The 26,643-nt window shown below is 52.6% G+C and carries 19 protein-coding genes; 9 read left to right on the top strand and 10 right to left on the bottom strand.

Annotated features, from left to right (window positions below; genetic code table 11):
- Positions 1 to 165: 165 nt before the first annotated feature.
- On the bottom strand, positions 166 to 1,269 hold the full coding sequence (locus F7231_RS26555) for a catalase family protein (RefSeq protein ID WP_166694255.1): 1,104 nt from the start codon (positions 1,267 to 1,269) through the stop codon (positions 166 to 168).
- A 167-nt stretch (positions 1,270 to 1,436) separates the two neighbouring features.
- Positions 1,437 to 3,197, bottom strand: a complete 1,761-nt coding sequence (locus F7231_RS26550) for a phospho-sugar mutase (protein ID WP_166694254.1) — start codon at positions 3,195 to 3,197, stop codon at positions 1,437 to 1,439.
- Positions 3,198 to 3,378: 181 nt separating this feature from the next.
- On the opposite strand from F7231_RS26550, the gene F7231_RS26545 reads away from it, so the two are divergent.
- The 4 genes from F7231_RS26545 to F7231_RS26530 all read left to right on the top strand — a co-directional run bounded on the left by F7231_RS26545 (position 3,379) and on the right by F7231_RS26530 (position 5,756).
- Positions 3,379 to 4,101, top strand: coding sequence for a DUF2975 domain-containing protein (locus tag F7231_RS26545; RefSeq protein WP_166694253.1), 723 nt, complete (start codon positions 3,379 to 3,381; stop codon positions 4,099 to 4,101).
- Positions 4,102 to 4,106: 5 nt separating this feature from the next.
- Positions 4,107 to 4,337, top strand: coding sequence for a helix-turn-helix domain-containing protein (locus tag F7231_RS26540; protein WP_166694252.1), 231 nt, complete (start codon positions 4,107 to 4,109; stop codon positions 4,335 to 4,337).
- A 183-nt stretch (positions 4,338 to 4,520) separates the two neighbouring features.
- Positions 4,521 to 4,859 (top strand): hypothetical protein, encoded by a 339-nt coding sequence (locus F7231_RS26535; protein WP_166694251.1) that lies wholly within the window; start codon positions 4,521 to 4,523, stop codon positions 4,857 to 4,859.
- A 126-nt stretch (positions 4,860 to 4,985) separates the two neighbouring features.
- Positions 4,986 to 5,756 (top strand): OBAP family protein, encoded by a 771-nt coding sequence (locus F7231_RS26530; RefSeq protein ID WP_166694250.1) that lies wholly within the window; start codon positions 4,986 to 4,988, stop codon positions 5,754 to 5,756.
- Here F7231_RS26530 and F7231_RS26525 read toward each other — a convergent pair.
- The 3 genes from F7231_RS26525 to F7231_RS26515 all read right to left on the bottom strand — a co-directional run bounded on the left by F7231_RS26525 (position 5,753) and on the right by F7231_RS26515 (position 9,315).
- A complete protein-coding gene (locus F7231_RS26525; protein ID WP_166694249.1) occupies positions 5,753 to 6,214 on the bottom strand; it encodes a hypothetical protein in 462 nt (153 codons plus the stop codon). The genes F7231_RS26530 and F7231_RS26525 overlap by 4 nt on opposite strands.
- Positions 6,215 to 6,309: 95 nt before the next feature.
- Complete coding sequence (locus F7231_RS26520) at positions 6,310 to 7,977, bottom strand: D-alanine--D-alanine ligase family protein (protein ID WP_166694248.1); 1,668 nt, start codon at positions 7,975 to 7,977, stop codon at positions 6,310 to 6,312.
- 99 nt (positions 7,978 to 8,076) lie between these two features.
- Positions 8,077 to 9,315, bottom strand: coding sequence for a NupC/NupG family nucleoside CNT transporter (locus F7231_RS26515; RefSeq protein ID WP_085413044.1), 1,239 nt, complete (start codon positions 9,313 to 9,315; stop codon positions 8,077 to 8,079).
- Between the two features lie 143 nt (positions 9,316 to 9,458).
- On the opposite strand from F7231_RS26515, the gene F7231_RS26510 reads away from it, so the two are divergent.
- On the top strand, positions 9,459 to 9,758 hold the full coding sequence (locus F7231_RS26510) for a DUF6429 family protein (RefSeq protein ID WP_166694247.1): 300 nt from the start codon (positions 9,459 to 9,461) through the stop codon (positions 9,756 to 9,758).
- Positions 9,759 to 9,894: 136 nt separating this feature from the next.
- On the opposite strand, the gene ppk1 is transcribed toward F7231_RS26510, so the two are convergent.
- Both ppk1 and gyrB read right to left on the bottom strand, forming a co-directional pair.
- On the bottom strand, positions 9,895 to 12,231 hold the full coding sequence (gene ppk1, locus F7231_RS26505) for a polyphosphate kinase 1 (protein WP_166694246.1): 2,337 nt from the start codon (positions 12,229 to 12,231) through the stop codon (positions 9,895 to 9,897).
- A gap of 133 nt (positions 12,232 to 12,364) precedes the next feature.
- Positions 12,365 to 14,353, bottom strand: coding sequence for a DNA topoisomerase (ATP-hydrolyzing) subunit B (gene gyrB / locus F7231_RS26500; protein ID WP_229365116.1), 1,989 nt, complete (start codon positions 14,351 to 14,353; stop codon positions 12,365 to 12,367).
- Between the two features lie 623 nt (positions 14,354 to 14,976).
- Here gyrB and F7231_RS26495 point away from each other — a divergent pair.
- On the top strand, positions 14,977 to 15,285 hold the full coding sequence (locus tag F7231_RS26495; protein WP_085413048.1) for an isoamylase early set domain-containing protein: 309 nt from the start codon (positions 14,977 to 14,979) through the stop codon (positions 15,283 to 15,285).
- 100 nt (positions 15,286 to 15,385) lie between these two features.
- Here F7231_RS26495 and F7231_RS26490 read toward each other — a convergent pair whose 3' ends face one another.
- Positions 15,386 to 16,342 (bottom strand): hydroxypyruvate isomerase family protein, encoded by a 957-nt coding sequence (locus tag F7231_RS26490; RefSeq protein ID WP_166694245.1) that lies wholly within the window; start codon positions 16,340 to 16,342, stop codon positions 15,386 to 15,388.
- Positions 16,343 to 16,474: 132 nt separating this feature from the next.
- Positions 16,475 to 19,573 carry a PVC-type heme-binding CxxCH protein gene (locus tag F7231_RS26485; protein ID WP_166694244.1) on the bottom strand — a complete coding sequence of 1,033 codons (3,099 nt, stop codon included), beginning with the start codon at positions 19,571 to 19,573 and terminating at the stop codon, positions 16,475 to 16,477.
- A 417-nt stretch (positions 19,574 to 19,990) separates the two neighbouring features.
- Between F7231_RS26485 and F7231_RS26480 the strand changes: the two genes are divergently transcribed.
- Genes F7231_RS26480 through F7231_RS26470 form a run of 3 tightly spaced genes read left to right on the top strand, consistent with a single transcriptional unit; the run spans position 19,991 to position 26,121 of the window.
- Positions 19,991 to 23,188 carry a SusC/RagA family TonB-linked outer membrane protein gene (locus F7231_RS26480; protein WP_166694243.1) on the top strand — a complete coding sequence of 1,066 codons (3,198 nt, stop codon included), beginning with the start codon at positions 19,991 to 19,993 and terminating at the stop codon, positions 23,186 to 23,188.
- A gap of 6 nt (positions 23,189 to 23,194) precedes the next feature.
- Positions 23,195 to 24,628, top strand: a complete 1,434-nt coding sequence (locus tag F7231_RS26475; RefSeq protein ID WP_166694242.1) for a SusD/RagB family nutrient-binding outer membrane lipoprotein — start codon at positions 23,195 to 23,197, stop codon at positions 24,626 to 24,628.
- Positions 24,629 to 24,636: 8 nt separating this feature from the next.
- On the top strand, positions 24,637 to 26,121 hold the full coding sequence (locus F7231_RS26470; RefSeq protein ID WP_166694241.1) for a calcineurin-like phosphoesterase C-terminal domain-containing protein: 1,485 nt from the start codon (positions 24,637 to 24,639) through the stop codon (positions 26,119 to 26,121).
- 74 nt (positions 26,122 to 26,195) lie between these two features.
- On the opposite strand, the gene F7231_RS26465 is transcribed toward F7231_RS26470, so the two are convergent.
- Entirely contained in the window at positions 26,196 to 26,504 is a 309-nt protein-coding gene (locus tag F7231_RS26465) for a plasmid stabilization protein (protein WP_166694240.1), read from the bottom strand.
- Positions 26,505 to 26,643: the final 139 nt, after the last annotated feature.

Here is a 26,643-nt window from a genome sequence, read left to right as displayed (position 1 = left end):
TTGATTCGTGACAGTACCAGTATCACGTTGAAGTAATACTGAAAGAGCTGACAGGTCTTTTCTACGTGCGCCTGTCAAGTATAGTTGTTCACGATTGGTTCGCGAGACAGGCCCTTCGCCAAGTTCGCGAACCAATCGTGGCTAGATAAAGTACATCGTATCGGTTCAATCAGGCAGCTCGTCAATGCTTTTGGGCTCGATCTTAGGCTGTGCATTCATTTTGTGACGGTACTGACTGGACGTTTCGTAGGCTAGCTGACGAGCCCTCATGATGCTGCCCAATGGCCGGTGCGCTGGCAAACAGTGAAACGGGTTAAATGTCAGTACATCGTCGGCATAAACCCGTCGGGCGGGACTGTATGCGTTTTGGGCTGGAATAATGATCTTGCCAATTGGCTGATACGGACTCTTTTCCTGGGACCATTCCACGGAGCCATCTTCCACTGGCATTGCGTCCAGATCAGTGCATAACTGCGCCCGAAGCTCGTATTCGGCACCTTCACGCACAAAGAAATCAACCACCAGATCGCGCAGGGCGGAGTCATTCGAGGCATCGATTTCCTTACCTGTTAGTGCTTTTACGTTGTCAGACAGTGGCGTGGCAGATAGCTTGGCGATGTAATCACCGTAGCGTAGCGCGGCCATTGTAAAGAACGTCTCGCCCAATATATGGGTATTGGGCTTGCCTACACCCAGATCGTTCGGCTCCAGATTTAAGCCAACGACATCCAGTGCTTTATTAACGCCTGTGATGAGTTGCGACTGTATCGTCTGTACTTCCTGGGGCAGACTAGCCTGTTTTTCCAGCTTTAGCTGCTGCTCCAGGTATGTCTCTACCGTACCTGTTGGAATGACCGGATGGTTGACGAGCAGAAAATCCTGGGTGACAGCATCGGCTTCATCAGGTAAAAATTTCTGACCGTCCACGCCAATGACCTTGATTGCGAAACCACGGAACGTAGGTTGACCGTCGGGCATAATAGCGCCCGGAGCAGTTGACAGTCGAATGATAACTGGGTACGTTTTTGGGGTTTTGAACAGACCCTGAGCCAATTCCTCCGGCAGGTGATCGTAGATCTGTAAGTCGGCCCGAAGGATACCATGACTCTTGGCGTGCGCGTCGCGAATGGCGTGGCGGTGCTTATCGAACATCATTCGATTCACCCGGGCCATCGACTCAACAACCTGACGCGTTTGTTCGTCTTCATTGGGTTGTTTAACTTCTACACTATCTGAATAATGAACATACGTTTGGTGATTGCTTGCCATAGTCCTTCCTCTGTTTTGGTCAACGCAAGCATTAACAGCCGACGTATTGTATTGTTCTATATTTATAGCATAGGAATAGTAGAGTAAATGGTTTCACTGGCTATTTGATTGATAACAAAAAAGGCGGCCACATTGGACCGCCTTTGGTATTAGGTAGTTGATTGCTGCTACTTCAAATTCAAGTCGTCGATCACTCGCTGCACTTTAGCTTTCAGGGCGGCGTAGGTATCGTCAAAAGCTTCTTTGCTTGGGAGCGGCTCGTTTACGCTGACGTAAAACTTGATCTTTGGTTCGGTACCAGATGGGCGCGCCGATACTTTGGTGCCGTCGGCTGTGAAGATTTGCAGCACGTTGGACGATTCGATGCCTAACGTACCTGACTCGATCTGCGTTGTCTGCCCCGAAGCCATGTCCAGCCTGGTTAGCGCATCGTAATCATCGACCCGAACTACAGGTGAGCCCGCAATTTCTTTGGGTGGATTAGCGCGGAAATCGGCCATCATCTGCTGAATTTCTTCAGCACCGGCTTTGCCTTTTTTGGTCAGCGATACTAGCGCTTCGTAGTAGAATCCCGTCTGCTGATACATTTCCATCAGCAGATCGAACAGGCTGAGGCCTTTGTCTTTGGCGTCGGCGGTGAGTTCGGCAATCATCGTGCAGGAAGCGATGGCATCTTTATCACGCACAAAATCGCCGATGAGGTAGCCGTAGCTTTCTTCGCCGCCACCGATAAACTGCTGCTTGCCTTCCAGTTCACGAATCACCTGGGCAATGTATTTGAAGCCGGTCAGCGTGTTGTAGCAGGTTACGCCATACTGCTCGCACAGTTTGTCGATCAGGTCGGTGGTAACGATAGTTTTTGCCACAAACTCGTTGCCGGTCAGTTTACCCGCATCTTTCCAGGCCCGCAGCAGGTAGAAAATAATGAGGCTGGCCATTTGGTTGCCGTTCAACAACTCAAACTCGCCGTGGTGGTTCCGGGCTCCGGCTCCCACACGGTCGGCGTCGGGGTCAGTGGCGATGATCAGGTCGGCGTTCTGGGCCTGCGCCTGGTCGAGGGCCATTTGCATGGCGGCCCGCTCTTCCGGGTTCGGCGATTTCACCGTTGGGAAGTTGCCGTCGGGCTGTGCCTGGGCTTCTACCACGCTCACGTTGGTAAACCCAATGGCTTCCAGCGCACGGGGTACCAGCGTAATGCCTGTTCCGTGGATGGGCGTGAAGACAATGTTCAGATCGGCCTGCCGGGCAATTACGTCGGGGTTTACCGCGTTTGACTTTACCCGCTCGATATACGGCGCGTCGATCTCTTCGTCGATCAACTGAATCTTCGTTTCAACGCCATCGAACTTGATGTCACCGACGCTCAAAATCGCGCTTACTTCATCGACAATATTCTTGTCATGGGGCGATACCACCTGCGACCCATCATTCCAATACACTTTGTAGCCGTTGTACTCGGGTGGGTTGTGCGAGGCCGTAACGACTACGCCCCCCTGACAACCCAGTTGCCGAATCGCAAACGACAGCTCGGGCGTGGGGCGGAGGGCCGAAAACAGGTACACCTTGATGTTATTGGCTGAGAAAATATCGGCGGCAATCCGGGCAAACTCGGGGCTCATCCGGCGGCTATCATGGGCGATGGCCACGCTGATATCCTGTCCGGCAAACGATTTATTGAGGTAGTTGGCAAAACCCTGGGTGGCGGCACCAACTGTGTAGCGGTTCATGCGGTTGGAGCCCACGCCAATTACGCCCCGAAGGCCCCCCGTTCCGAACTCAAGGCTACGGTAAAACGAATCGGTCAGTTCGGTGGTGTTGCCGCTGTCGAGCAGGTGTTGAATGCTGGCTTTCGTATCGGCATCGTAAGGGCCGCTGAGCCAGGTATCAACGTTCTGTTGCGTCGTGGCGTCAAGTTGTTGCGTAGTCATATACGTCTGAAAAAGGGAAAGACTGGTTTTGTCTGGGCGAAGTTAAGCGATGGGCTTATGTACTGCAATTCATTCGATAATGTACCTGAATTTACGCCATTTAATTTTGATAAGCAGTAAATAATTATTGTTTATCAATAAAAATTTATTGATGTTTGCAGCGGACTTAACTTTGAACTACATGGAAAACGCATCGCTTCCTCGCTGGCTTGCTCGATTATTCGCGGTTCTGTTTTATGGGCAACTCCTTGTGTACGTCACATCTGCAGGTGTTCTACTTTATCTGATTGCTTTCGGCTTGCCCGAAGGCGGAAGGTGGACGATGACCGCAAATGTTGATGGAATCGTTTCAGCGCCAAAGTCAATGCCTAAAACTGGCGAAGAGCTCAAACAATGGTCGAAGCCAACCTTTGAGCTTGTCCAAGACTCAGTTCGCTCGCTAAGTCTTGACCGGGTAGATGACTCATTATACTTGTCAATAAAAGGACCTGTTGATCTAACAAGACTTCCATTGCCGTTATGGCTAGTGGGTAGTACCAGGTTACTGCTGGCCCTGCTCGGAATTTTTACAAGTTACATGTTCATGAAATTATTCCAGAGCCTGGCCGATAGACGTGTTTTTGATGAACAGCAGACTAGCCGACTTACCCGAATTGGGCAGGGTTTGCTCGTATTTACGATGCTCAACGTAGTGACCAAATGGATGGCTGGTGTAGGAACTTCTGATTATCTGGAATCTTATGGCTTTATAATCAGTGAACCTACCGAACAGAACTATAATTTAGGTGTGAGTGCACCTTCCTCTGACGTAATTATGGTGCTAACCGGCCTCTGCATTCTAGCTCTTGCGCAGGTTTTCAAATACGGCATGCAATTGAAACAGGAAAACGAGCTAACCATCTGATCGTCATGCCCATAATTGTAAACGTTGATGTGATGATGGCGCGACGGAAGATGTCGCTGACCGAACTGGCCGAAAAGGTTGATCTGACGCTGGCAAATCTGTCTATCCTGAAAACTGGAAAGGCGAAAGCCATCCGGTTCAGCACGCTCGAAGCCCTTTGCCAAGCACTGGATTGCCAACCTGGTGATCTGCTCGAATACGTACCTGAGGCGGCGCATACGGTGGTAACAGACTGATAATGGATGTCAATTTACGGGTATCGGTACCGCTTAGGCAAAATGCTGTAACCCAAACTGGTTTGTTTCCACAGATATCTATCTTGTACGTAATTAACCGATGAAAAAACGGTTGTGCAACGTACATGCGCCTGCTTTCCAACCCTACAGACCGATAAGGTATCTCCTCCAAAACATACGACTATGAACCGTGTCATTTTATCTCTTTCCTTGTTGTTCACCACCGGCTTGTTCGGGTTCGATGGCGCTACGTTTCAGGTAGAAAAAACCTTTTCAGATCGAAAGATAAAAAAGCTGGAGATAAAAATGTCTCAGGAGTTCGGTACTAAAGTGGCCGTAAAGGTGATCAGTCGAAATGCCAGAAAGGAAATCACTAATCTGGAATTTGTCAGATATAGGCCAGACGGCAGTATGACTGTATCCTGCTCATCCGATAAGTTTGGTTTACTGATCGTGAGCAAAACAGGCTGTCGCATTGCCGATGTAGGCCATGAAGCAGATATCAACATGGTCGGCAAATGACCTGAGCCAGTCTACTGGAGCGAGCGCCCAGTTCCCTCACAGATTCTAACGACTCGCTACCGGTTTAGTTGATCAGCTACTTGTTACGCTCTGTGGCAGGGAAATCAACGGAAAAGAAGAGGGGATATGCAGTCGGTTTTGTTTCGGAGTTCGGTGTTCGTTTTGCTTGCCTGTCAGTTTGGCTGCGGAGGCGAGAACACTTCGTCGAATGTGCAATCGCCTGGAGCCGAAAAAACCGGGAAGACAAAAACGCTGGAAGCGGGGGCCGATCTCTTGCAGAACAAAACACCGTTGTCGAAATTGAACATGTATCTCGATGGCTTCCACTTCTACAACGGCGACCTACGGAGCCAGATGGAAGCGCACCATTACTGTTCGGTTATCAACGACGATCTCATTCAGTGCGTGATTTTCGATGGCAACGGAGAGAACGCCAAGATCATGGGCGTTGAATACATTGTTTCCGAAAAGCTTTTCAAGACCCTACCTGCTGAGGAGAAGACGCTGTGGCACAGTCACAGTCACGAAGTGAAATCAGGTACGTTGATCGGACCCGGCTTACCGCTTGCTGCCGAGCACGAACTGATGGAAAAGCTGGTATCGACCTACGGCAAAACGACGCATACCTGGCATACAGACAGGGAATTGGCGTTGCCTGTTGGCCCGCCGCAGATCATGATGGGCTTCACTAAAGACGGACAGCTAGATCCCAGGCTGGTAGCCGATCGGGATGAGCGGTTCAAGGTATCATCGCAAGAGAAAAAGGCGAATCGGGCCGATATTACTACCCCGCCTGTTCAATCCGGTGCTAACGCCTGGGAGCGGGGTGAGGTACGTCAGCTAACAGTAACCAACCGGGCCGATGCTGCCCACCGCCACAGATCAGCGACCCACTAGTTGGCCTTACCGCCGATCCGCCTTTTGCCTTCGTCAGATAGGGATCGGCTGCGGGTCATGGTCTTGATGAAGGAGGTTCGGCGAAAACGCAACGCCGACCAGTCACTATCAACGGCAACCATGCGGACCGGTTCGAAGCCGGCCTCGCCGAACGAAGCCCAGCCGGTGTCGCGATTAAATTCGCAGCGGTACTTCTTCGATGATTGTTTCGGATAAACCAGCCAGACTACGACGTCGCCTTCAGTATGAGCAGTTACCCAGTCCGCCATTTGTTCGACCTCAACCAGTTGCTGCACAAACGCCAGGACAAAATCAGCGCTATCGGTTGCCGAGGGCTGTTGCGAAACAGCTATGCGCTCAGCAAAAGCAGCCGACAGTGGTGCTAATTCTGTGGGTACGTCGACCAGCAACGCCTGTTGCTGATTAGTGAGGTTCAGCTTTTTGAGCAGTGCTTCCATCCTGAGCTGCTGGATTTGAATTGAGCTTACTGTCTGGTAGCTGTTTTGTTTACGCAAGGCTTACCTCGTTAAGCCTTGCGTAAACAAAACAGCTGCTACACGTACCGCTCCGTAATGTGGCGGGCGCGTTCCTGGGTTTCGATCAGCAGCGGGTGGCGGGGCGATGCCAGGGCTTCTTCCAGGTCAGCGATGGTGTCTTTGAACAGGAAATAAACCGGCACCTCATGATTCTCTACTTTCGACTTCAGGTACACCAGTTGCGGACGTGTTTCGGCCAGTGCCGCCGCCGCGTTGTACTCAGCTCTGGCGCGGTTCCAATCGTCGTCGGTGGGGCCAAAATGAATGACCTGCTCGGGGAGCATTGTGGCTTTGCGAGTAGCCAGCTTGGCGTCGAGTTCCGTCAGCATTTGTTTCAGGCGGTGCGTATCCTTGCCAGTGCGTATCCGTTCGCGCAGCGATTGCCGAATCAGGTACGTGAGCGAGTCGCTCAGGTTCATGCCAATCTCGGCCATCTGTTTAAAGATCAGGGAGGTCGGCGACATGCCCGGAATGGTGTTTGGGTCGTGGAACAGAATGCGCTGCGGTTCGCCCGGTTCGTCGCCACGAGCAGGCCCTTCCGGTGTCAGAAAGCCGTCGATGCGTGAATAAACGTTGATGCCCAGTTTGGTAAATAACTGCTCGATACCTACCTGAATAGCCCGGTTGTTTTCGAGGCTGGTGCCAACAGGAATCCGCTTTTTGGCAACGCTGTTGAGGTACTTCGTTTCGTAATCGAAGGCCTCGGCATTATAGATTTCGGTGGGGGGGAGGGCTACGGCCAGACCGTCATCGTCTTGAATTACGCCGCACGAGAACTCCTGTCCGCTAATGAATTCCTCAAAGAGCAGTTCGTCTTCGGCGTTGACCGATGCCAGTGTGAAAATCCGGTCCGCATCCTCGTCCGCTTCGTCATCGAGCTTCTCGATCAAATCCGCGGGGTGCATGGCGTATTCGCCTGTGTTTTCGATAATCAGCGGGTACCCAATGGCCGAACTGAGCGTAGCCGTGCGCTGCGCATACTCGTGCTTGGCCTGCTCGTCCATAGCGGCCCAGTCGGACAGGCTAAGCGTGGTGGTGAAGAAGCATTGGCCAACGGCTTTCTGGAACGTACCCAGGTCGTTCTCCCGTACAATCGCCACACCGATAGACGACCCCTGATGCGGTGCTTTCACCACAACCGGCAGACCCAGATGGCTTACCAGCGAGGTAAAGAACGCACCCTGGTCGGCCTGATTCCACACGTCGCGGGTGATGGTCGCCGTTTTTTTCTGCTGCCCGTTCACCAGGGCAATCAGGTTATTCTGCAAAATCTTGTTGATTCCCAAACCCGACCCCAGAATGCCCGGCCCGGTGTAGGGCATCTTGTGCCATTCGAGCAATCCCTGAATAGCACCGTCTTCGCAGTCGGGGCCGTGCATAGCCAGAAAGGCCATGTCGAAATAGTCTTCGAACCATTCGGGTTCAACCTGCTCGCCTGGAATAACGTCTTCTTCTTCCAGCGATTCATCGTACACCGAAAACCCGTCTTGTTCGGGGAGGGCCGCCCGGATCGACGTGTTCTCCAGAAACTCAGGTTCTACAATATAAAAGCGCCCCCAACCGCTGACAAATACCAGCACAGGGTCGAACAGGGCTTTATTCAGGTTCGCCAAAGCGGTACGTCCGCCGGCAAATGACACGTCGCGCTCCCGCGAGGGGCCACCAAAGAAGATACCGATGCGCATAAAAGAGGGGGTTTGCTGTTTGTCGTTTGATGTTGCGTGGCTTGTTCACCTTTGGGATGATAAGCTACGCAACATCAAACGACAAACAGCAAACTAGTTTTAAAGAAGAAGTCCTGCCAGAGTGGCTGACATGTAACTAGCTAACGTTCCGCAGATCAAGGCTTTGAAGCCTAGTTTGGCCAGGTCGGTGCGGCGGCTGGGAGCCAGTTCGCCGATGCCGCCAATCTGAATAGCGATTGACGAGAAGTTGGCGAATCCGCACAGGGCGAAACTGGTAATGGCAATGGTTTTCGGATCAAGCGTTGGTTTTAGCTTTACCAGCTCAATGTAAGCAACAAACTCGTTGACCACCATTTTGGTACCCATCAGCGCACCGGCGGCTTCAACGTCTTTACCCGGCACGCCCATTGCCCAGGCAAATACAGAGAATAATTTACCCAGCAGGTAGTTGAGGCTCAGGACCGGGAATCCGGCCAGGCTGCCCGCTTTACCCAGCAGCATATCGATCAGCGAAATAAGGGCAATGAAGCCGATCAGCATGGCTACTACATTGAGCCCCACCTTGAGTCCCTCACTGGCGCCGCTGGCAATAGCGTCAACCAGGTTGGCGTGTACTTTCTTGATCTCGATATTGACGACCCCCTCAGTGGTTGACTTCTCTGTTTCGGGAAACACGATCTTCGAGATTACCAACGCGCCTGGTGCTGCCATGATGCTGGCAGCCAACAGGTAGGGCGCTGGTACGCCCAGCGAAATATAGACCGCCAGCACACCACCCGCAATACAGGCAAAACTACCCGCCATTGAGGCCAGCAGCTCCGAGTTGGTCATGGTAGCCAGGTAAGGCTTAATCATGATCTGGGCTTCAACCTGCCCCACAAACGTACTTGCTACGTTCGAGAGGGCTTCGGCACCACTTACGCCCATCAGTCGCTTCATCACCCGTGCCATTAGCGCTACAATGCGTTGCATGATGCCGAGGTGATAGAAAATGTTTACCAGCACCGCTACGAAGATGATGGTTGGAATAACTTTGAAGAAGAAGATGAAGTCGTTACCACTACCGAATGCCCGCGACAGAACATCTCGATTAACCAGTGAGCCAAAAACGAATGCAGCCCCTTTGTCCGCATTTTCGAGCGCTTTGTTGACCAGGAATCCCAGGTAATTGAATACGTTCTGACCGAGATCAGTTTTCAAGACAAAGACCGCCAGCCCAAATTGTAGGGCCAATCCTACACCTACAGTACGATAATTAATGGCTTTACGGTTGTTTGACATTGCAAAGGCAATGCCCAGGATCAGGACGATCCCAAGTAATCCGGTGAAACGCTCCATGCGGTCAGGTACGGTGCAGAAAAAAGGTTCTTACTGATGTTAGCGGACGAAGGTACGAAAAAACGCCCCTTTCCAGCCTGTAGCTGTTACCTTCGTAGTTGGAAACGGCGTTTGCCGTCTGTTCCTTATTTCGACTAACTAGTATGCAAACCAACGACATCACCCCTGAGGATATTGAGGATTTAACCCTTGCGGTTCTTTATCTGACCGCATGGCGGCAGGAAGTCACCGACGAAAACGGGTACCCGCAGGGCAAATCGCTCATCAACTGGAAAGGCCACAGTTTCGACTCGCTCGACGCTCTGGCTGCCAAACACTATACAGACGGTAACCGTCGGAATAAATCGGTGCAGATCACCGAAGCCGGCGAAGCCCGGGCGCAGGAAATTCTGAAACGCCTGCTTGGTAAAGACTTCACCGTTACTGCCGAGCGGATCGTATAAATAAAAAGGTACCGCGGACTCAAGCCCGCGGTACCTTTTTATAATTGGCTAAGGTCCGGTGTAAAACCTGGCGATGGAGGTTCTTCTGGAAGAGGCACACGTACCTTTTCTATAAAGGAGAACTGCTTTGTTCTCCTTAAAACGTAGCGATACTGCGCTCGGTGCCTTCGGTTAAGTCGGCAGGTAGTTCGTCATTTGGCGGGGCAACGGTATCGTCGAACAGCCGGGCTTTCATCACATCTGTTTCGCTGATGTCGAAGAATTCAACCTGCATATCGAACGGTTCTGTTCCCTCCTCCGCTTCACACTTCTTATAGGTACCATCTTCCTGCAACTCGTACGCATTTACGGTATCGCGCAGGTTATAGTCCAGAATAAGAATGGCTTGCTGACGTACCCGGACATCGGCCAGGTAGAACAATGACTCGATTCGCCGGTCGAATGAACGTACCATGGCGTCGGCACTACCGCCGTATATTTTAGGTTCTCCGGCATTATGGAAATAAAATAAACGGGTGTGCTCCAGGTAGTTACCTACAATGGAACGAACCGTAATATTCTCGCTCAACCCTTTTCTGCCCGGCCGTAGACAACAAATTCCCCTGACAATCAGTCGGATAGGTACGCCTGCCTCTGAGGCCGCATACAGCTCGTCGATCACCGTTTTGTCTTCTACGGAATTGATCTTGATGCAGATACCGCTGGGCAGTCCGCGCCGGGCAAAGTCAGCTTCGGCCCGGATCAGGTCGATCAGCTGATTACGCATATCGCGCGGCGCAGTAATCAGGTACTGGTAACCGCTCGGCAGTGAATGGCCGGTGATCACGTTAAAAAACTCCGAAATATCGCTGGTATACGTTTCGTTGGTCGTCAGCAGACCAATATCGGTGTACATCCGGGCTGTATCCTCGTTGTAGTTACCGCTCGACAAGTGGGCATAGCGGACCACCCGGCTCCCTTCGTTCCGTACGACCAGCAACAGCTTCGTGTGCGTTTTGAATCGGCTGATGCCATAGATCACAAAACAGCCGGCTTTCTGTAAACGCTGGGCTTCCCGAATGTTGTTCTCTTCGTCGAACCGGGCTTTTACTTCGAACAATACCGATACGTGTTTACCGTTTTCGGCGGCTTTCAGCAACGCCTCGGTAATCCGCGATCGTTTCGCCAATCGGTAAACGGTGAGTTTAATGGCCAGTACATTGGGGTCTTCAGCAGCCTGCTCCAACAGTTGAAGCACCGGCTCGAAGTTGTTGTACGGGTGATGCAACAGAATGTCACGCTCCCGTATGGCTTCGAAAATATCGTTGATCTTGTCGCGCTCCAGGCCAACGGGTGGTACCGGTGGAAGCGGGGCGGGCATGTCGTTTTTAAAGTCAGGATGCCGGATAATTTGCCACAGACTGGTAAAGTCGATCAGCGACGTGGCTTCGAACAGATTCGTATCGTCGATTTCCCAGCGTTTTTTCAGCAGGCTGATCATCCAGGCCGAAGCGGGCGACTCAATTTGTCCGGCTTCGATCTCAACCCGAACAACCCTACCCAAGCGGCGATTTTTGATCTTCTGCTTGATCTCGTCCAGAAAGTCCGCTTCAACATCGTCGTTTTCTTCCAGCGTAAAATCGCCGTTCCGCGAAATGCGGAACATGTTTACCGATGAGATTTCGACGTTTCTGTAGAGTTTGCTCAGGTGCTGGCGAACAATCTCTTCGATGGGTAAAAACACAGTGACGTCGTCGCGCTCGAACGTCATAAAACGCGGCAGGTTAGCCGGAATCTGAACGAACGACAGCCGGTGGTTGTCACTGTCATCGTCGGGAGTTGGGTCACGGAAATCGCCGGACGGTGTAAACGTCACTACACCGAAGATCAGCACTTTGGCCAGTAGCACCGGAAATGTGTGCGTGTAGTCGTACAGCATAGGCGTCAGCGTCGGAAAAATTGTCCGATCAAAGTAGCTGGCTGCCTGCGTTTGTTCGTCTTCGGTCAGGTCGGCGTATTTGGCCAGCATAAGGCCATTTTCGGCAAAGAGCGGGAGCAATTGCTCGGTAAAGACAGTTTGCTGGTCCTGATTGAACTGCTGCATAGCCCGGAAGAGTGCTTTCTTAAATGGCACTTCACGCAGGCTTGAGTAATCAACTCGCTCTTTATGGTAATCGAGGTAGTTATACAGACTTCCTACCCGAATGCTGAAAAATTCGTCGGCGTTCGAGTCCGTGATCGCTAGAAATTTCAGCCGCTCCATCAGCGTCCGGTTAGGGTTACGTACCTGATCGAGCACGCGCTCATTGAACTTCAGCCAGCTAAGGTCGCGGCTGATGTAGTCGCTCTGCTCAATCAACGTGCTGACGCGTTCTGCTGATTTTGCCGGACTTAGATTACTGCCCGTATCAGCAGTGGCTGGGCGGCTGGTGAGGCGGGAAACGAGGTGGCCGATCAAATTACGGCCACGTTGGGGTTGCTCAGGGTTACGCATAAGTCAATGGTACAGGACGGCAATGCAAAAATAGGGTACTTAGGCAACGCACAAACAGGTTAATTCCGTCAGCAGATGCCTGTTACCTTTTTATTACGTAACAAAAAACCGGGCCTTTCGACCCGGTTTTCAATTAGACGTCTACTTTGGCATACTTGGCATTTCGTTCGATGAAATCCCGGCGGGGTGGCACTTCATCACCCATCAGCATCGAGAACACATGGTCGGCGTCGGCCGCCGATTCGATGGTCACCTGTTTCAGGCTTCGCTGCGACGGGTCCATGGTGGTTTCCCAAAGCTGCTCGGCGTTCATTTCACCTAAACCTTTGTATCGCTGAATGTTAACGGCTTCTTCACGGCCACTACCAGCCAGCTCACGTACGGCTAGTTCGCGTTGTGCTTCTGTCCAGCAGTAGCGTTGCTCTTTGCCTTTCTTCACCAGGTAGAACGGCGGCTGGGCAATATAGAGGTACCCGTTTTCAATCAGGGCGCGCATGTTACGGAAGAAAAGAGTGAGCAGGAGTGTCCGGATGTGGCTACCATCTACGTCGGCATCGGTCATAATAATGATTTTATGGTACCGAAGCTTTTCGAGGTTCATCTCGGTTTCGCCTGTCTCTTTATTCTTCTCCAGCCGTACGCCAAGGGCCGTCCAGATGTTTTTGATCTCTTCGTTTTCGTAGATCTTGTGCTCCATGGCTTTCTCCACGTTCAGGATCTTACCCCGAAGCGGCAGAATAGCCTGGTACGCCCGGTTGCGGCCCTGCTTGGCCGACCCACCGGCCGAGTCTCCTTCCACCAGATACAGTTCGCACACACGAGGGTCTGTATCTGAACAGTCGGCGAGTTTGCCGGGGAGACCCATACCGCCCATGAAGTCCTTTCGATCTGTCATGATGCGCGAATAGGCCAGATCAGCCGCAATACGTGCCTGTGCCGAAATCAATACTTTACGAACAATGGCCTGGGCGATCTTGGGATTCTCTTCGAGCCACATTTCCAGTGTTTCGCCCACCGCCTGGCTAACGGCACTCACTACATCCTGGTTACCCAGTTTGCCTTTTGTCTGGCCCTCAAACTGAGGCTCCTGCACTTTCACCGAGATCACGGCAGTCAGGCCCTTGCGGAAGTCGCCCCCCTCAAACTTAACCTTGGTCGCATTCTTCGGAATCAGGCCTGGGTTTTTCTCCAGGTACCGGCCAAATACCCGCGTAATGGCCGAGCGGAAACCCTGCACGTGAGTACCACCCTCGTGGGTATTGATGTTGTTTACATAAGACTGTACGTTCTCGCCAGCCTCCATGTTGTACATCATGGCTACCTGCACAGGCGTGGTGTACTTTTCGTTCTCGATGTAGATTGGCGCCATGTTGTCGAGCGCCTGCCGCGATTCGTCGAGGTACTTCACAAACTCGCTCAGGCCACCCTCCGAATGAAAGTCAGCGGTAAACAGCGGGTTGCCTTCTTCGTCGAGCTCGCGCATATCGGTCAGCGAGATGCGGATACCTTTGTTGAGGTAGGCCAGTTCGCGCAGACGACCGGCGATCGTATCGAACCGATACACTGTGGTTTCGGTGAAGATCGTCTCGTCGGGTTTGAAATGAACGGTTGTTCCAGTATCGGTGGCCGTCCCGATCTCGCGCACTTCGTACTGCGGCTTGCCAATGCTATACTCCTGGTCATAGGCTTTGCCGTCGCGGTGTACTTCCACGCGGAGCATGGTCGAGAGTGCATTCACGCAGGATACACCCACGCCGTGCAGACCCCCTGATACTTTATACGTGTCCTTGTCGAACTTACCGCCAGCGTGCAGCACGGTCATAACTACCTCGAGTGAGTTACGGCCCGTTTGTTTGTTATAACCCACCGGAATACCCCGGCCGTTATCGCGTACGGTGATCGAATTATCTTGGTTGATAGTGACTTGGATGGTGTCGCAATACCCAGCCATAGCCTCATCAATGGAGTTATCAACAACTTCCCAAATAAGGTGGTGCAGGCCTTTGGCGCCTACATCACCGATATACATTGCCGGGCGTTTCCGAACGGCCTCAAGACCTTCGAGTACCTGAATGTTATCGGAACCATACTGGCCATTGGGGTTGGCGACTTCTTCCTCCATTTCGGTGTCAACAGCGTCGTTTGTCATGCGGTATTTGAATGTGTTTTATGCGAAAAGCGGGTCCCGGTAAAGCCGAAAACGGGCATTTTGCCTACCTGTATCTAGCTTGTAAAAATACAAAAAATGTCGCTCATTTCCCAGCGAAATATCACGCTATGTCCTCCTAAAGTGAAGTTTTTAGTGGTTCCTATTCCGATCGTATCATAGCGGCAAAATTAGGCCATAAATTGGCCCGTTTCTGATGGGCCTGATGATTGATGTATCAACGCGAAAAAATCGGGATACACTAAATGCCCAACAGCAGTAACGTACTTACTATAAACAACTGGTATCAATGCTTGGTGCTATCAGGCTAAATTATAGCCACAGAATTGAGCCTAATTATAGGCGACTAACAGCCGATTGTGCCCTCGCTACGTACCCAGCTGAGGCCCGGCAGACTACTTAACGCCAAAATTGAGCGTGGTTTTCCGGATAAAGTACAATCCAGGATAAGAAGTGCATTAGTAGGTTACACACATAAAATAGTACTATAAAAAGAATATAGGGTAGTAACTAACTATAAGTTAGCATTTTAAAGTTTATGAAATATAATTTTGCATTAAAACCAAATCATAGATCAAATGCCTATTGCTAAGCAATTCCTAAAAAGTAAGCCTGTTGCCAAAGTAACGTTTGAACTGCCCGCCGAGGCCGTAACCGGTGCTAAAGTGGTATCGCTCGTTGGTGATTTTAACGATTGGGATGTGACTGCTCAGCCATTGAAAAAGCAGAAAGATGGTTCGTTCAAAGCCACGGTTGAACTGCCAATCGGCACGGAGTATCAGTATCGTTTCATCGTAGACGGTGAAACATGGGTGAACGACTGGGCTGCTGACAAATACGTACCTAGCCCAGTGTCGACCGACGAAAATTCGGTTGTTGTCCTGTAAAAATTAAGCGTTCATAGCCAAGAAATAAGACGGCTCTGCTAAGGCACCCTAGGGTACTTCAGCAGAGCCGTCTTATTTCTTGGCTATGAATTCTTTGTGCTTATCCCTGAAAACTATCCGACTCTACATAGGCCTTAATTAGAGCTAATTCGCCCTCTTTTCCGGGTAGTGAATTGCCGTGTTCCATACCGAAGATAAATGACCGGTTGGTGGCTTTGGCTTTGTCGTAAATGTGCTTGAAAATGTTCTTATAATTGATCTCACCGGTGGTCGGCTCCTTGCGGCCGGGGTTGTCGCCCATCTGGAAATAACCGATCTCGTCCCATGACCAGTCGATGTGTGGGATAATATGCCCCTCGTTTTTCTGCATGTGGTAGATGTCGAACAGGATCTTGCAGGCGGGGCTATTCACGGCCCGGCATATTTCGTAGGTCTGGTCGGAAGTACGCAGAAACAAATTGGGCGTGTCGCTAAGTGGTTCCAGTACCATTGTCAGGCCCGCAGGTGCCAGAATATCAGCCCCCCGGCGTAGCGCATCGATCACGTTGCCTGTCTGGATACCGATAGGCAGATTGCGCTCAAAATCACCCGGCACAACGGTCATAAATTTGGCGTTGCAGCGTTTGGCCGTTTCTACCGCGCGACGGCAGCCGTTCAGGAAAATGTCGACATGCTCTTTTTTACTGGCTGCCAGCGTGTTCTGGCCATTGCCGCCCTTGTCGACCACAAAGACGCCCATCTTCATACCGAGTCGATTCAACTCTTTGCCAATTTTTTCCTGCATGGCGGCGTCGCGGCCCATCATACCGTTGTCTTCAAGCGCCGTGAACCCCTGATCGGCCATAAACTTAAGCTGGTCGATAGGGTCTTTGCCCGCACTGTTCTCGAACATGCCGAAGTGGGGGGCATAATCGAGCTTAAACTTATTTTTAGCAGCCAGTTTAGTGCCGATTGCCGATTTGTTCGCTATCGACGTGGCATAGGTGGCCGACGTACCTGCAAAGGCAATGCCCGTTGCTCCCAGAGCTGTTTTTAAAAAATCCCGACGTTGGGTCATGAGAAAGGTGATTAAGTCTGACCCAGGCTTTACTTGAATTTAAGAATTTCCAGAATGGCGTCGCATTTCAATTCGCAATCTGATCGGCTATAGTGACGTCTGAAAAATCCTTTACAGTCAAGTAAATCCTGGTTATTTTTTCTTCAAAGTGCTTAGGTACGTAACCAGATCAACCAGTTCGGGAGTGCTCATCGCTTCCTGAAGGCCAGCCGGCATCATCGACGAATCCAGTTTTTTGATTGAGGTGACATCGGCTGTTTTGTAGTTCTGTACCAGCCCGCCGGGGAATTTCATTTGTAGGTCAGTCTCTGTTTTGCTCGACACGATGCCAGTCATAGTGCTGCCGTCTTTGAACTTCACTTCGTAGCCCTCGTAGCCAAAACTGATCCCGGCATCAGGATAAATGATGGCCAGATATTGTCCGTCTTTACCTAGTTTTGAGCCAATCTCCGACAATTTAGGCCCAAAGTCCTGCCCTTCGCCGTTTACCTGGTGGCAAACCGAACAATTGTTTTTGTAAACGGTAAGCCCTCGCGTAGCATCGCCGTTCATAGCCAGCAGTTCATTCACGCCCGGTAATTTTTTACCACTCCCTGCCGACGCACCTGATGCATTACCGTCGAGGTACTTGGCCGCTTCGGTGCGGATCATCTTGCGCCAGGCCGTTGATACACCCTGGTATGCCGCCCCCTTTAGGTCGCCCGTCAGCTGGCCTGACTTCAACAGCGTAACCACCAGATCTTCGCCATCCTGACTACCGCCGAGCGCACGGGTGGCTTCGCGGCGCAGGGGCATAGCGCGTTTCTCGTCGAGCGCTACCATTTTTAGGATGTCGAGTGATTCTTTGCTGCCCACCCGGCGGAGTGCTGTCACCATGTTCATGGCTGCATCAGCGTTCGGGCCGTTGATCGTTTCCCAGGCCAGCGCGCCGCCTTCCTGTTTCAGGAGTTGCCGGGCGGCACTGTTCCCGAGATTGTCCAGTGGTTTCAGGAGGGCGAGCTGCCGGAGCCGAACGTTTTCAGCGGTTGGATTATAACGCTGTACCAACTCCATGTACTCAGCGGTGCCATAGGTCTGGTTCAGCAGGCTTTGCAGCGCACTCGCTGCCGCGCCACTGCTGGTAACGAAGGCCGGATCGAGATGGCGAAGCGCCAGTTTGGTCACGTCGGGGTTGTTCTGGCCTTGAATCAACTGAAGCAGTGCATTCGACTTTTCCATACTGCCGGGGTTGAAATCGAACGCCCGGAAATAACGGAGCCGGTTAGCCAGCGGCACGTCGGTCTCGCCCGCCAGTCGCGCTAAGAGCGGCACGGAAGCGGCCGTACGGGCCCGCCACACTACATCGCGCCCACCTGCGTTGGCGAGCGGATCGTTGTTCAATTGCGTCAAATAAGCTGCGTAATAGGCATCCCACTGATTGTCGGCACCAATGCCGAGGGCTTCCAGATACCAGCGGTCTTTGCCGTCATGCTGAGCCGCCAATTGGGCCCAAAGGGCAGGGGCTTCGGCCGACGTGTTGCGACGCAGAGCCAGGGCACATTCGCGACGTACCTGCGCGCTGGGGTCGTTGACCAGCCGCTTCACGTACCCGATCACGTTCATTTTCTGCTCGCGGGCAGTACGTAAAGCGGTAATACGCAGGTCGGGGTTTTCATCTTTCAGAGCCGCTTCTACGTACTTCTGGCCGTTTGGTAGCTGGCTCAGCAGCCAAAGCGCACGCGCTTTCATGCGCGGATTAGTGGCTGAACCGTAGAGTTTAGCCAGTGGTTTTTCGGCTTTTGTGCCGAGTTTATGCAAGGCTGTCCAGCCCATGTACCGGATCGACATGTTGGGGCTTTGCAAGGCCGTAATAGCGCCACCAACGGTCGACACATCTGTTTTGGGAACTGACCAGGTTGAGTTTGGCGGCGCAATCCGGAAAATCCGGCCACGGTTTTGGTCACCGGCCTGATGGCCACCTACGCCAGGATCGTACCAGTCGGCAATCATCAGCGACCCGTCGGGGGCTACACAAACGTCGGACGGGCGGAACCACTGATCACGCGTACCTTCAACCAGGTTGGCGATGGTCGCTTTGTAGCCCGCGCCGTCTTTTTCTACGGGGTAGGCCCGCACCACGTTTGGTCCGGCATCGCAGTGAATGATCTGGTTCTGGAACGTACCCGGCAGTAGCGAGCCTTCGTACACGATGATGCCAGTGGGCGAACCCGCGCCGGTCTGTAGCAAATTGGGGACTACACCCGGGTCGTTCAGGTGCCAGTGGCGTTGCGGAATTTCTTTCTCCAGGTTGGTGCGGTTGGCGCTCCAGCCAGCACCGGTCAGCTCGTCGGTGTAGCCGTAGTTGCCATACTCCATGACGTAGTTGATCCGGACGCTCTTGTTGCCGTCGTCGTCGTTGTCCGACTGCCAGAGTGTTCCATATGAATCGACGGCCACTTCGAAGTTATTCCGAAAGTTTTGGCCCAGCACTTCCATCTCCGAACCATCAGGGTTGCAGCGGAACACCATGCCCTGCCGGTAGCCTTGTTTATCGATGGCTTTGCCCGTGTTTCGGTCGAAAATGGCCTTCCCGTCTTTGTCTTTTATCTGCTGGCCTTCGTTACCGAAGTTGAAATACCATTTTCCGTCGGGGCCAAACACAAAGGCGTGCATGCCGTGGTCGTGCTGATCGCCGCTGAGGCCCGTGAATAGAATCTCTTTTTTATCCGCTTTATCGTCGCCGTTTTCATCGGTGAACACCCAGACGTTAGGGCTATCCGACACGATGACTTTGTTGCCCTGCACCCAGATACCTAGCGGCGACTGGAGTTCTGGGCCCTGGTAAAACACCTTGCTCACATCGGCGGCACCATCGCCGTTCTGGTCTTCCAGAATCACAATGCGGTCACCGGCCGCGTCGGTAGGGTTACCGTTGATCGCTGGGCGGTAGTTGTACGCTTCGCAAACCCACACGCGCCCTTTTGCATCGACGTCGATGTTGGTTGGGTTCTTCAGCATGGGTTCGGCCGCGAACAGCGATGCCTGCAAACCAGGCGTGACGTTGAGGCTGGCCACCGCATTTTTGGGGTCATGCTTATCATCGTCGGACAGAGTGGCGAAGAACCGGTTCAGAAACGGAGTAGAGGCGCGGCTTAGGTCGGTAGTGGAATAAGCGCCCACAAAAAGACCGCCCGAAATAAGCGCTGCGGCTCCTGCTAGCCGAATCGTTCGTGCTGTATATAATCGAGTCATTGCTGGAAAAGACAGTGTATAGATGTTGAAAGTAACGAAATGGTGAGTTTTAACATCCGAATACTCAAAAAAGCCAAAATGGCTTGCCAGCGCCTTAGCAGTGGCCCTGGTCGGGTTGCTTTCTAACCTGAATTTTGCCGGGTACTTACCTTATTGTCTTAACGATTCCGCAACATTCCGTTAAAATTGGCTTTATCCAGCGCGGATACTTTTGCGGTTTTAAAACCAACCCGCGTTATGACAAGCACTAGTCTGGTCCTGTACTGAAAGGAGCAGCGCAAAATCGCCCGGATGCTTCACCGTCCGCCGCTACAGAGCCTGGCTGCAAACGTCTCTGTTCAACGGTGTCTCGGCTGAGCAACCCGTTTTGGGTCGTCATTGATCAACCCTCTTTTTAACCAACTTAACTAAACAGCAATGCAACGTAGTCTACGCTACCCACGGGAGTGGCGGAAAGGATGGCTCTATGCCATAGCCTGTCTGCTAATACTCAATACCCTGTCACTGGCTCAGGTTGCCATTACCGGTCAGGTAACCGACGCACAAAATGGCGAAGGAGTGCCGGGTGTCAATGTACTGGTGCGAAGCGCGGGTGGATCGAACCGCCAACAGGGAACAACAACCGACGTGAACGGCCGCTACACGGTGAACGTACCTGACGGGCAAGCGGAGCTTGTATTCTCGTTTGTTGGCTACCTGCCGCAGACGGTCCGGGTGGGAAACCGGACGACTATTAACGTGCAACTGGCTGCCGATACCAGAAATTTGAATGAAGTGGTCGTGACGGCATTGGGTATCAAACGTGACGAAAAAGCGCTTGGATATTCGACTCAAAAACTGGAGGGAGAAGCAGTCACCAACGCCCCGGCCAACAACGTGATCAATACGTTATCGGGCAAAATTGCAGGTCTTAATCTGACCAAAACCGATGGCCCAATGGGAAGCAGCCGCGTTACGCTGCGCGGCGAAAGCATCCTGGACCTGAACTCGCCCGGTGCACTGATTGTGGTGGATGGGCAACCGATCAATACTGGCTTTCAGGGGGTTGGCCACGGTGCCTACCTGGGAGGTGATTCGCCTGTTGACTTTGGCAGCGCCTTGACAGATATTGATCCTAACAGCATTGAGTCGATCAATGTGCTGAAAGGGCCGGCTGCTTCGGCACTCTACGGGTCGCGGGCTGGGGCGGGTGCCATTATTATCACCACCAAAAGTGGCAGCAATCAACCGAAGGGGATTGGCGTGACGGTCAATTCTTATGTGAGCGTCGACGACATTAACCGGTGGCCCGACTATCAGTATGAATATGGGCAGGGCACGGCCGGGCAGTCATACTACTCGTATGGCACCACCGCCGATGGCCCCGGCACCCAGAACACCAGTTCGGCCTGGGGCCCGCGCTTCGAAGGGCAGCAGTTTTACCAATACGATTCTCCGCGCGATGCGGCCGGAAACTTCACCGCCCGTACACCCTGGGTGCCGTATCCCGACAATCGGAAGAATTTTTTTCGGCAAGGCGTTACGCTGTCCAACAACCTGACCATTAGCAGTAACGGAGATAAGGGAACCTCACGGGTGAGTATATCGCATCTGAAAAATGAGTGGATTCTGCCCAACACCGGTTATCAGCGCATCAACGTTGGCTTCTCCAATCAGTCGCAGGTGTCGCGAAAGTTGTCGACGAACACAAAGGTCAACTACTACAATAAGTTCAGCGACAACCTACCGACGACGGGTTACAACAACCAATCGATCATGTACTTCACTGCCTTCCAGAATCCGAACATAAATCTGGATTGGTACCAGCCCTACTGGGAACCGGGCGCTGAAGGAGTGACGCAGCGGCATCCGTTCAGTTCGTTGATTGATAATCCGTATCTCATTAGTTACGAGATGCTTAATAAATCGAATCGGCACAATATTACCGGCAACGTGTCGGCTACCTACTCCATTATCAATGGCCTCGACCTGACCCTACACGGTGGCCTCGACGCAGGCTATGAGTTCCGATCGCAGCAACGGCCCAAGAACACCCAGAAGTTTCAGGAGGGGATGTATCGCCAGCAGAGTGTATTCAACATGGAGTCGAACATCGACTTCCTGCTTCGGTACAAAATTCGGCCCACCGGTAATTTTCAGCTGACGGCCAATGCAGGTGGTAATAGCCTGATTCAGTCACAAAAGCTAACGAACCAACTGGCCGACCGGCTTGTGATTCCGAACGTGTATAACCTGGCCAACAGCGAACAGCTTCCCCTGACCCGCAGTGACCAGGCCGAGAAGCGCATCAATAGCCTATACGGGTTCGTGAATATGTCGTACAAAAACGTGGCCTTTCTGGATATTACGGGCCGCAATGACTGGAGCAGTACCCTACCCAGGCAGAACAATTCGTTTTTCTATCCCTCAGCCACGCTCAGCCTGATTGCCTCCGATATCGTGACGATGCCCGGCTGGATCAACTACGCCAAGCTGCGCGGGGCATATGCCAGTGTTGGCTACGATGCCCGGCTGGGTACGTACAACCTGGAGAAAGTGTACGAGCCGGGCGTATTTCCGGGCGAGCTGGAAAATCCGAACATCATTGCTAATCCCAACCTGCGGCCCCAGCGAAACAACTCCTGGGAGATTGGTACGGAGTGGCGTTTCCTGAAAAATCGGCTGTCATTCGATCTGACCCTATACCGCCAGCTTACGATCGACCAGATTCTGTATGCACCGGTTGAGTACGCATCGGGCTACAACTCATCGCTGATCAACATGGGCAAGGTAGCCAACCGGGGTGTTGAGCTAACGATGAACGGCAGCCCGGTAAAGAGCGCGAAGGGCCCGACCTGGGATGTAACGCTGAACTGGGCCATGAACCGAAACAGGGTGGAGGAACTGAATAACGGGACAGGCAACGTGGTGCTGGCCAGGTACGTGGGGAGCCGGGTAACGGTTGAAGCGCGCGAAGGCCGACCACTGGGCGAAATCTACGGTTTGGGGTACCGCCGGTCGCCTGATGGGCAGATCGTATATGATAAAACGGGTTACCCGCTCCTGAGCGAGCAGTTTCTGAACCTGGGCAATTCAAGCCCAACGTGGCGAGGTGGCTTAACAAACAATGTCAAGTATCGCGGTTGGAACCTGTCGGTGCTGATTGAGCGGCAGCAGGGCGGTAACGTGTATTCGTTAACCAACTCGGTGCTGGGCGAACAGGGGAAAATTAAGGCAACGCTGCCCGGCCGGTACGATGGCATTGTGGGGCAGGGCGTAACTCAGAACGCCGACGGCACCTACGTACCCAACACCACCAAAGCGGCCAACATTGTTACGTACTACGGTAAGATCTACGGCCGAGATAACGTAGAGGCCAACCTGTTCGACGCCACCTTCACCAAGTTACGCGAGGTACGTATTGCCTACACGTTACCGGCCAAAACCCTGGGTAAAACATTCCTGCGCGGAGCCAGCCTCGGCATCTACGGCCGTGACCTCTACAACTGGACCCAATTCCCCGGCTTCGACCCCGAAACCTCTACGCTCGATAACTCAACCATTACCCCCGGCCTGGAGATCGCCCAGTTCCCGTCGACCCGGACGATGGGCGTTAACCTGACCATTTCGCTTTAATTCGTTATGAAAAACATAGCTTCTTTTCTGCTTGGTTTAAGTCTGCTCGCCAGTGTGAGTTGTACCAGCTCGATGAATGAATTACTGCACGATCCGGAAGCCGTTACAACGGCTACATCGGGCAGCTTTTTGAATACTGCCTTATTGAACGGGGTCAATATCGGTTTGAGTCGAAGCCACCGGCTGAATAATGAATTGATGCAGGTAACCGTGTCGCTGACAGACGGCCAGTTTCACCGCTATGTGCTCATTCCCAGCGAATCAGACTACCTCTGGAATAACTATTACCTGACGCTGACAAACGTGCAGGATATGTATGACCGTGCCAGGCAGACGAACAATCGCAACCAGATGGCGGCAGCCCAGACTGTTCGGGCGTGGCTGTATCAGAACCTAACCGACGCCTACGGTGATGTGCCGTATTCGGAGGCCTTAAAGGGCTATCCTGATTACCTCATCGCGCCAAAATTCGACGCGCAGTCAACGATCTACGCCGATTTGGTGAATCAGCTCGACTCGGCGAATGCGCTGTATGACGTCACAAAAACAATGACGCCGGGTACCGATGCGTTGTTTGGCGCCGATAAAAGCGCGGCAGGTACAGTGAAGTGGCGCAAGTTCACGAACTCGCTACGACTACGTTTACTAATGCGGGGTGAAGCCAAATCGGACGTGTTCAAACAGAAAATCCGGGAGATGCTGGCCAATCCCATGAAGTATCCGCTGATGGCCGCTCCTGAAGAAAGCGCGTCGCTCGTGTTTACGGCCGTCAACCCGCTGCTGAACCCATTTGCCGATGACCGTGATTACGATTTCAACGGGGCTAATGCCTACTCGACCTTCTTTATCAATACGTTATCCGCCTGGCAAGATCCGCGCCTGAATGTGTGGGCTACCAAAGTGAGCGGAAAGTTTGTGGGCGTTCCCAGCGGTTATCCGTTGGGTGATGCAGCAAAAGTGGCCGCCATCTCATCATCACGGTTGAACAAAACCCTGAAAACGTCGCCCTTGCTGGGGAACATCATGCAGTATGCCGAAACCGAATTTCTGCTGGCCGAAGCTGCGTTGAAAGGCTACAGCAGCGATTCGCCCAAAGACCATTACGAGAAAGGCATCCGGGCGTCGATGGCCTATTGGGGGGCTGCCATGCCGGCCGATTTTCTAACGCGCAAAGGTGTAGCCTACGCCGGTACGATCGAGCAGTTGATGACCCAGAAGTACATCTCCCTATTTTTTACGGAAATGCAGCAGTGGGCCGAATACCGCCGCACGGGCTATCCGGTATTGCCTAAAGGAACGGGGCTGGAAAACAATGGCCAGATGCCCGCCCGGATGATTTACCCCCTCTCTGTGCAGTCGCTTAACCGCGCTAATTATGCAGAAGCGTCGGCGCGTATTGGGGGCGATAACATCAACACAAAAGTATGGTGGGCTAATTAATGAAACCGATGGTAAACAGACGATCTTTCCTCAAATATATTGGCTGGTCGGGGGCCGCTGCCACCGCCTCGGCTCCGGTAGCGCTGGCCACTACGTACCCAGTTCAAACCGCTCCTAAGAGTGTTTCCGGTCGGGTTCTCAGTAACGGCAAGGGTATCGCCAATGTGGCTGTTACGGATGGGTATTCGGTGGTCGTGACAGACAAGGCCGGGCATTACTCGCTTATGCCCCACGCGTCGGCAGGCTTTATCTATATCAGTCTGCCGGCTGGCTACGTGATTCCGAATGAACGGGGCATGGCTCGGTTCTACCAGCCGATCACCGCCGGTAACGGAACGGCTTCCATTGACTTTAGCCTCGAAAAGCTTCCCGTCGATGACCGGAAACATCAGTTTGTGGTTTGGGCTGATCCGCAGATTATCTCGAAGAAAGATGCAGAGCAACTGAAAGCTCAATCGGCACCCGACCTGCGCGACCTGATAGCCAGCTATCCGAAAGGGTCCCTTTTTCACGGCATCGGTTGCGGCGACTTGGTCTGGGACCACTTCGAACTGTACGCTGACTATAAGGAAGCCATCGGTACAACGGGCGTACCTTTTTTCAACGTCATCGGTAACCACGATCTGGATCTTGATGCCCGAACAGATGATTACTCGGCTACTACCTTCAAGCAGCAGTTTGGTCCTACCTACTACTCGTTCAACCGGGGTGAGATTCATTACGTGGTCCTCGACGATGTGTTTTTCATCGGAACGGCAAAGAAGTACATTGGCTACCTGACCGAAAACCAACTGCACTGGCTTGAACAGGACTTAGCGCTGGTAAAACCCGGCACAACGGTGGTGGTAAGCCTGCATATTCCGACGCAGACGGGGCACAAACGCCGGGAAAACATCAAAGAAGACGAACTGGGTGGGAGTGTGTCGAACCGGAAACAGCTGTACGAGATGCTGAAGCCCTTCAACACACACATCATGTCGGGCCACACACACGTAAACGAGAAGTGGCAGGAGGGGCCGGTGATGGAACATGTGCACGGCACGGTATGCGGTGCCTGGTGGACGGGCCCGATCTGTACGGACGGCACGCCGGGCGGCTATGCCGTGTACGAAGTCGACGGCGGGGCTATTCGCTGGTATTACAAGTCGACGGGCAAGCCACGCGAACACCAGTTGCGGATTTACGAAAAGGGACGCGTAAAAACGGCCCCGGACCATATGACCGTGAATGTCTGGAACTGGGACCCCAAGTGGAAGCTGGAATGGCTCGAAGATGGAGTGGTGAAGGGGGTACCCGAACAGCGCGTTGCCCATGACCCTTGGGCGGCCGAATTGTACGCGGGTCCGGACCTGCCTAAAAAGCACAAGTTTGTTGACCCCACCATGACGGATCACCTGTTCTTTTTTCAGCCATCGCCCTCTGCGAAGAAAATCACGGTGCGGGCAACCGACCGCTTTGGTACGGTATATTCTGAGTCAATGACGTTTGCATAGTCCCGTCTTGGCTTTGCCTCCAACATACAGTGGGGGTAAAGCCGAGACGAGACTACGCAAATGTCATTGACCAATTATTTTGCTGCTGCGTTGCGCTTCCGCGTTTCGGCGGCTTTTTTGGCGGAGGTAGATCGCTCTTCAGCGGTGCGCGAGGCCGAGGCAGCACCCCCCTTTTTTCCGCCTGTTTTCACCGGCTCTTTATTCTCGGCTTTTCCACGGCCCGAACCGCTTTTTTTGCCGCCGCCCGAAATTTTATTCACCGTGGCCCAGGCCCGAGCCTCCGCTTCTTCTTCGGGTACGCCTTGTTTTTCGTACCCCTCTTCAATATGCTCGGCCTGACGAATCTGCTTATCCGTGTACGCCGATTTATCTCCTCGTGGCATAGCTGTAGGTTGTTAAGTTGTATTTATATTTTTGTCGATATAACAAATAGGTTTATTAACTGTTTTTGCCAGACCCAGTCAGGTGCTACACTGTTTGCGTAAGATTATACCGCGAAAAGGCTAGACAAAAACAAGCTAT

The organism is Fibrivirga algicola, from assembly GCF_011742925.1.
GTDB lineage: Bacteria > Bacteroidota > Bacteroidia > Cytophagales > Spirosomataceae > Fibrella > Fibrella algicola.
This window is presented reverse-complemented; position numbering and strand designations above follow the sequence as displayed.

Coding starts and splice junctions, on each gene's coding strand:
- F7231_RS26555 (WP_166694255.1), bottom strand. CDS start 1,269: ATGGCAAGCAATCACCAAACGTATGTTCATTATTCAGATAGTGTAGAA.
- F7231_RS26480 (WP_166694243.1), top strand. CDS start 19,991: ATGCAACGTAGTCTACGCTACCCACGGGAGTGGCGGAAAGGATGGCTC.
- F7231_RS26475 (WP_166694242.1), top strand. CDS start 23,195: ATGAAAAACATAGCTTCTTTTCTGCTTGGTTTAAGTCTGCTCGCCAGT.
- F7231_RS26525 (WP_166694249.1), bottom strand. CDS start 6,214: ATGGAAGCACTGCTCAAAAAGCTGAACCTCACTAATCAGCAACAGGCG.
- F7231_RS26470 (WP_166694241.1), top strand. CDS start 24,637: ATGGTAAACAGACGATCTTTCCTCAAATATATTGGCTGGTCGGGGGCC.
- F7231_RS26495 (WP_085413048.1), top strand. CDS start 14,977: ATGCCTATTGCTAAGCAATTCCTAAAAAGTAAGCCTGTTGCCAAAGTA.
- F7231_RS26540 (WP_166694252.1), top strand. CDS start 4,107: ATGCCCATAATTGTAAACGTTGATGTGATGATGGCGCGACGGAAGATG.
- F7231_RS26510 (WP_166694247.1), top strand. CDS start 9,459: ATGCAAACCAACGACATCACCCCTGAGGATATTGAGGATTTAACCCTT.
- F7231_RS26550 (WP_166694254.1), bottom strand. CDS start 3,197: ATGACTACGCAACAACTTGACGCCACGACGCAACAGAACGTTGATACC.
- F7231_RS26490 (WP_166694245.1), bottom strand. CDS start 16,342: ATGACCCAACGTCGGGATTTTTTAAAAACAGCTCTGGGAGCAACGGGC.
- F7231_RS26520 (WP_166694248.1), bottom strand. CDS start 7,977: ATGCGCATCGGTATCTTCTTTGGTGGCCCCTCGCGGGAGCGCGACGTG.
- gyrB (WP_229365116.1), bottom strand. CDS start 14,353: ATGGAGGAAGAAGTCGCCAACCCCAATGGCCAGTATGGTTCCGATAAC.
- F7231_RS26535 (WP_166694251.1), top strand. CDS start 4,521: ATGAACCGTGTCATTTTATCTCTTTCCTTGTTGTTCACCACCGGCTTG.
- F7231_RS26545 (WP_166694253.1), top strand. CDS start 3,379: ATGGAAAACGCATCGCTTCCTCGCTGGCTTGCTCGATTATTCGCGGTT.
- F7231_RS26530 (WP_166694250.1), top strand. CDS start 4,986: ATGCAGTCGGTTTTGTTTCGGAGTTCGGTGTTCGTTTTGCTTGCCTGT.
- ppk1 (WP_166694246.1), bottom strand. CDS start 12,231: ATGCGTAACCCTGAGCAACCCCAACGTGGCCGTAATTTGATCGGCCAC.
- F7231_RS26485 (WP_166694244.1), bottom strand. CDS start 19,573: ATGACTCGATTATATACAGCACGAACGATTCGGCTAGCAGGAGCCGCA.
- F7231_RS26465 (WP_166694240.1), bottom strand. CDS start 26,504: ATGCCACGAGGAGATAAATCGGCGTACACGGATAAGCAGATTCGTCAG.
- F7231_RS26515 (WP_085413044.1), bottom strand. CDS start 9,315: ATGGAGCGTTTCACCGGATTACTTGGGATCGTCCTGATCCTGGGCATT.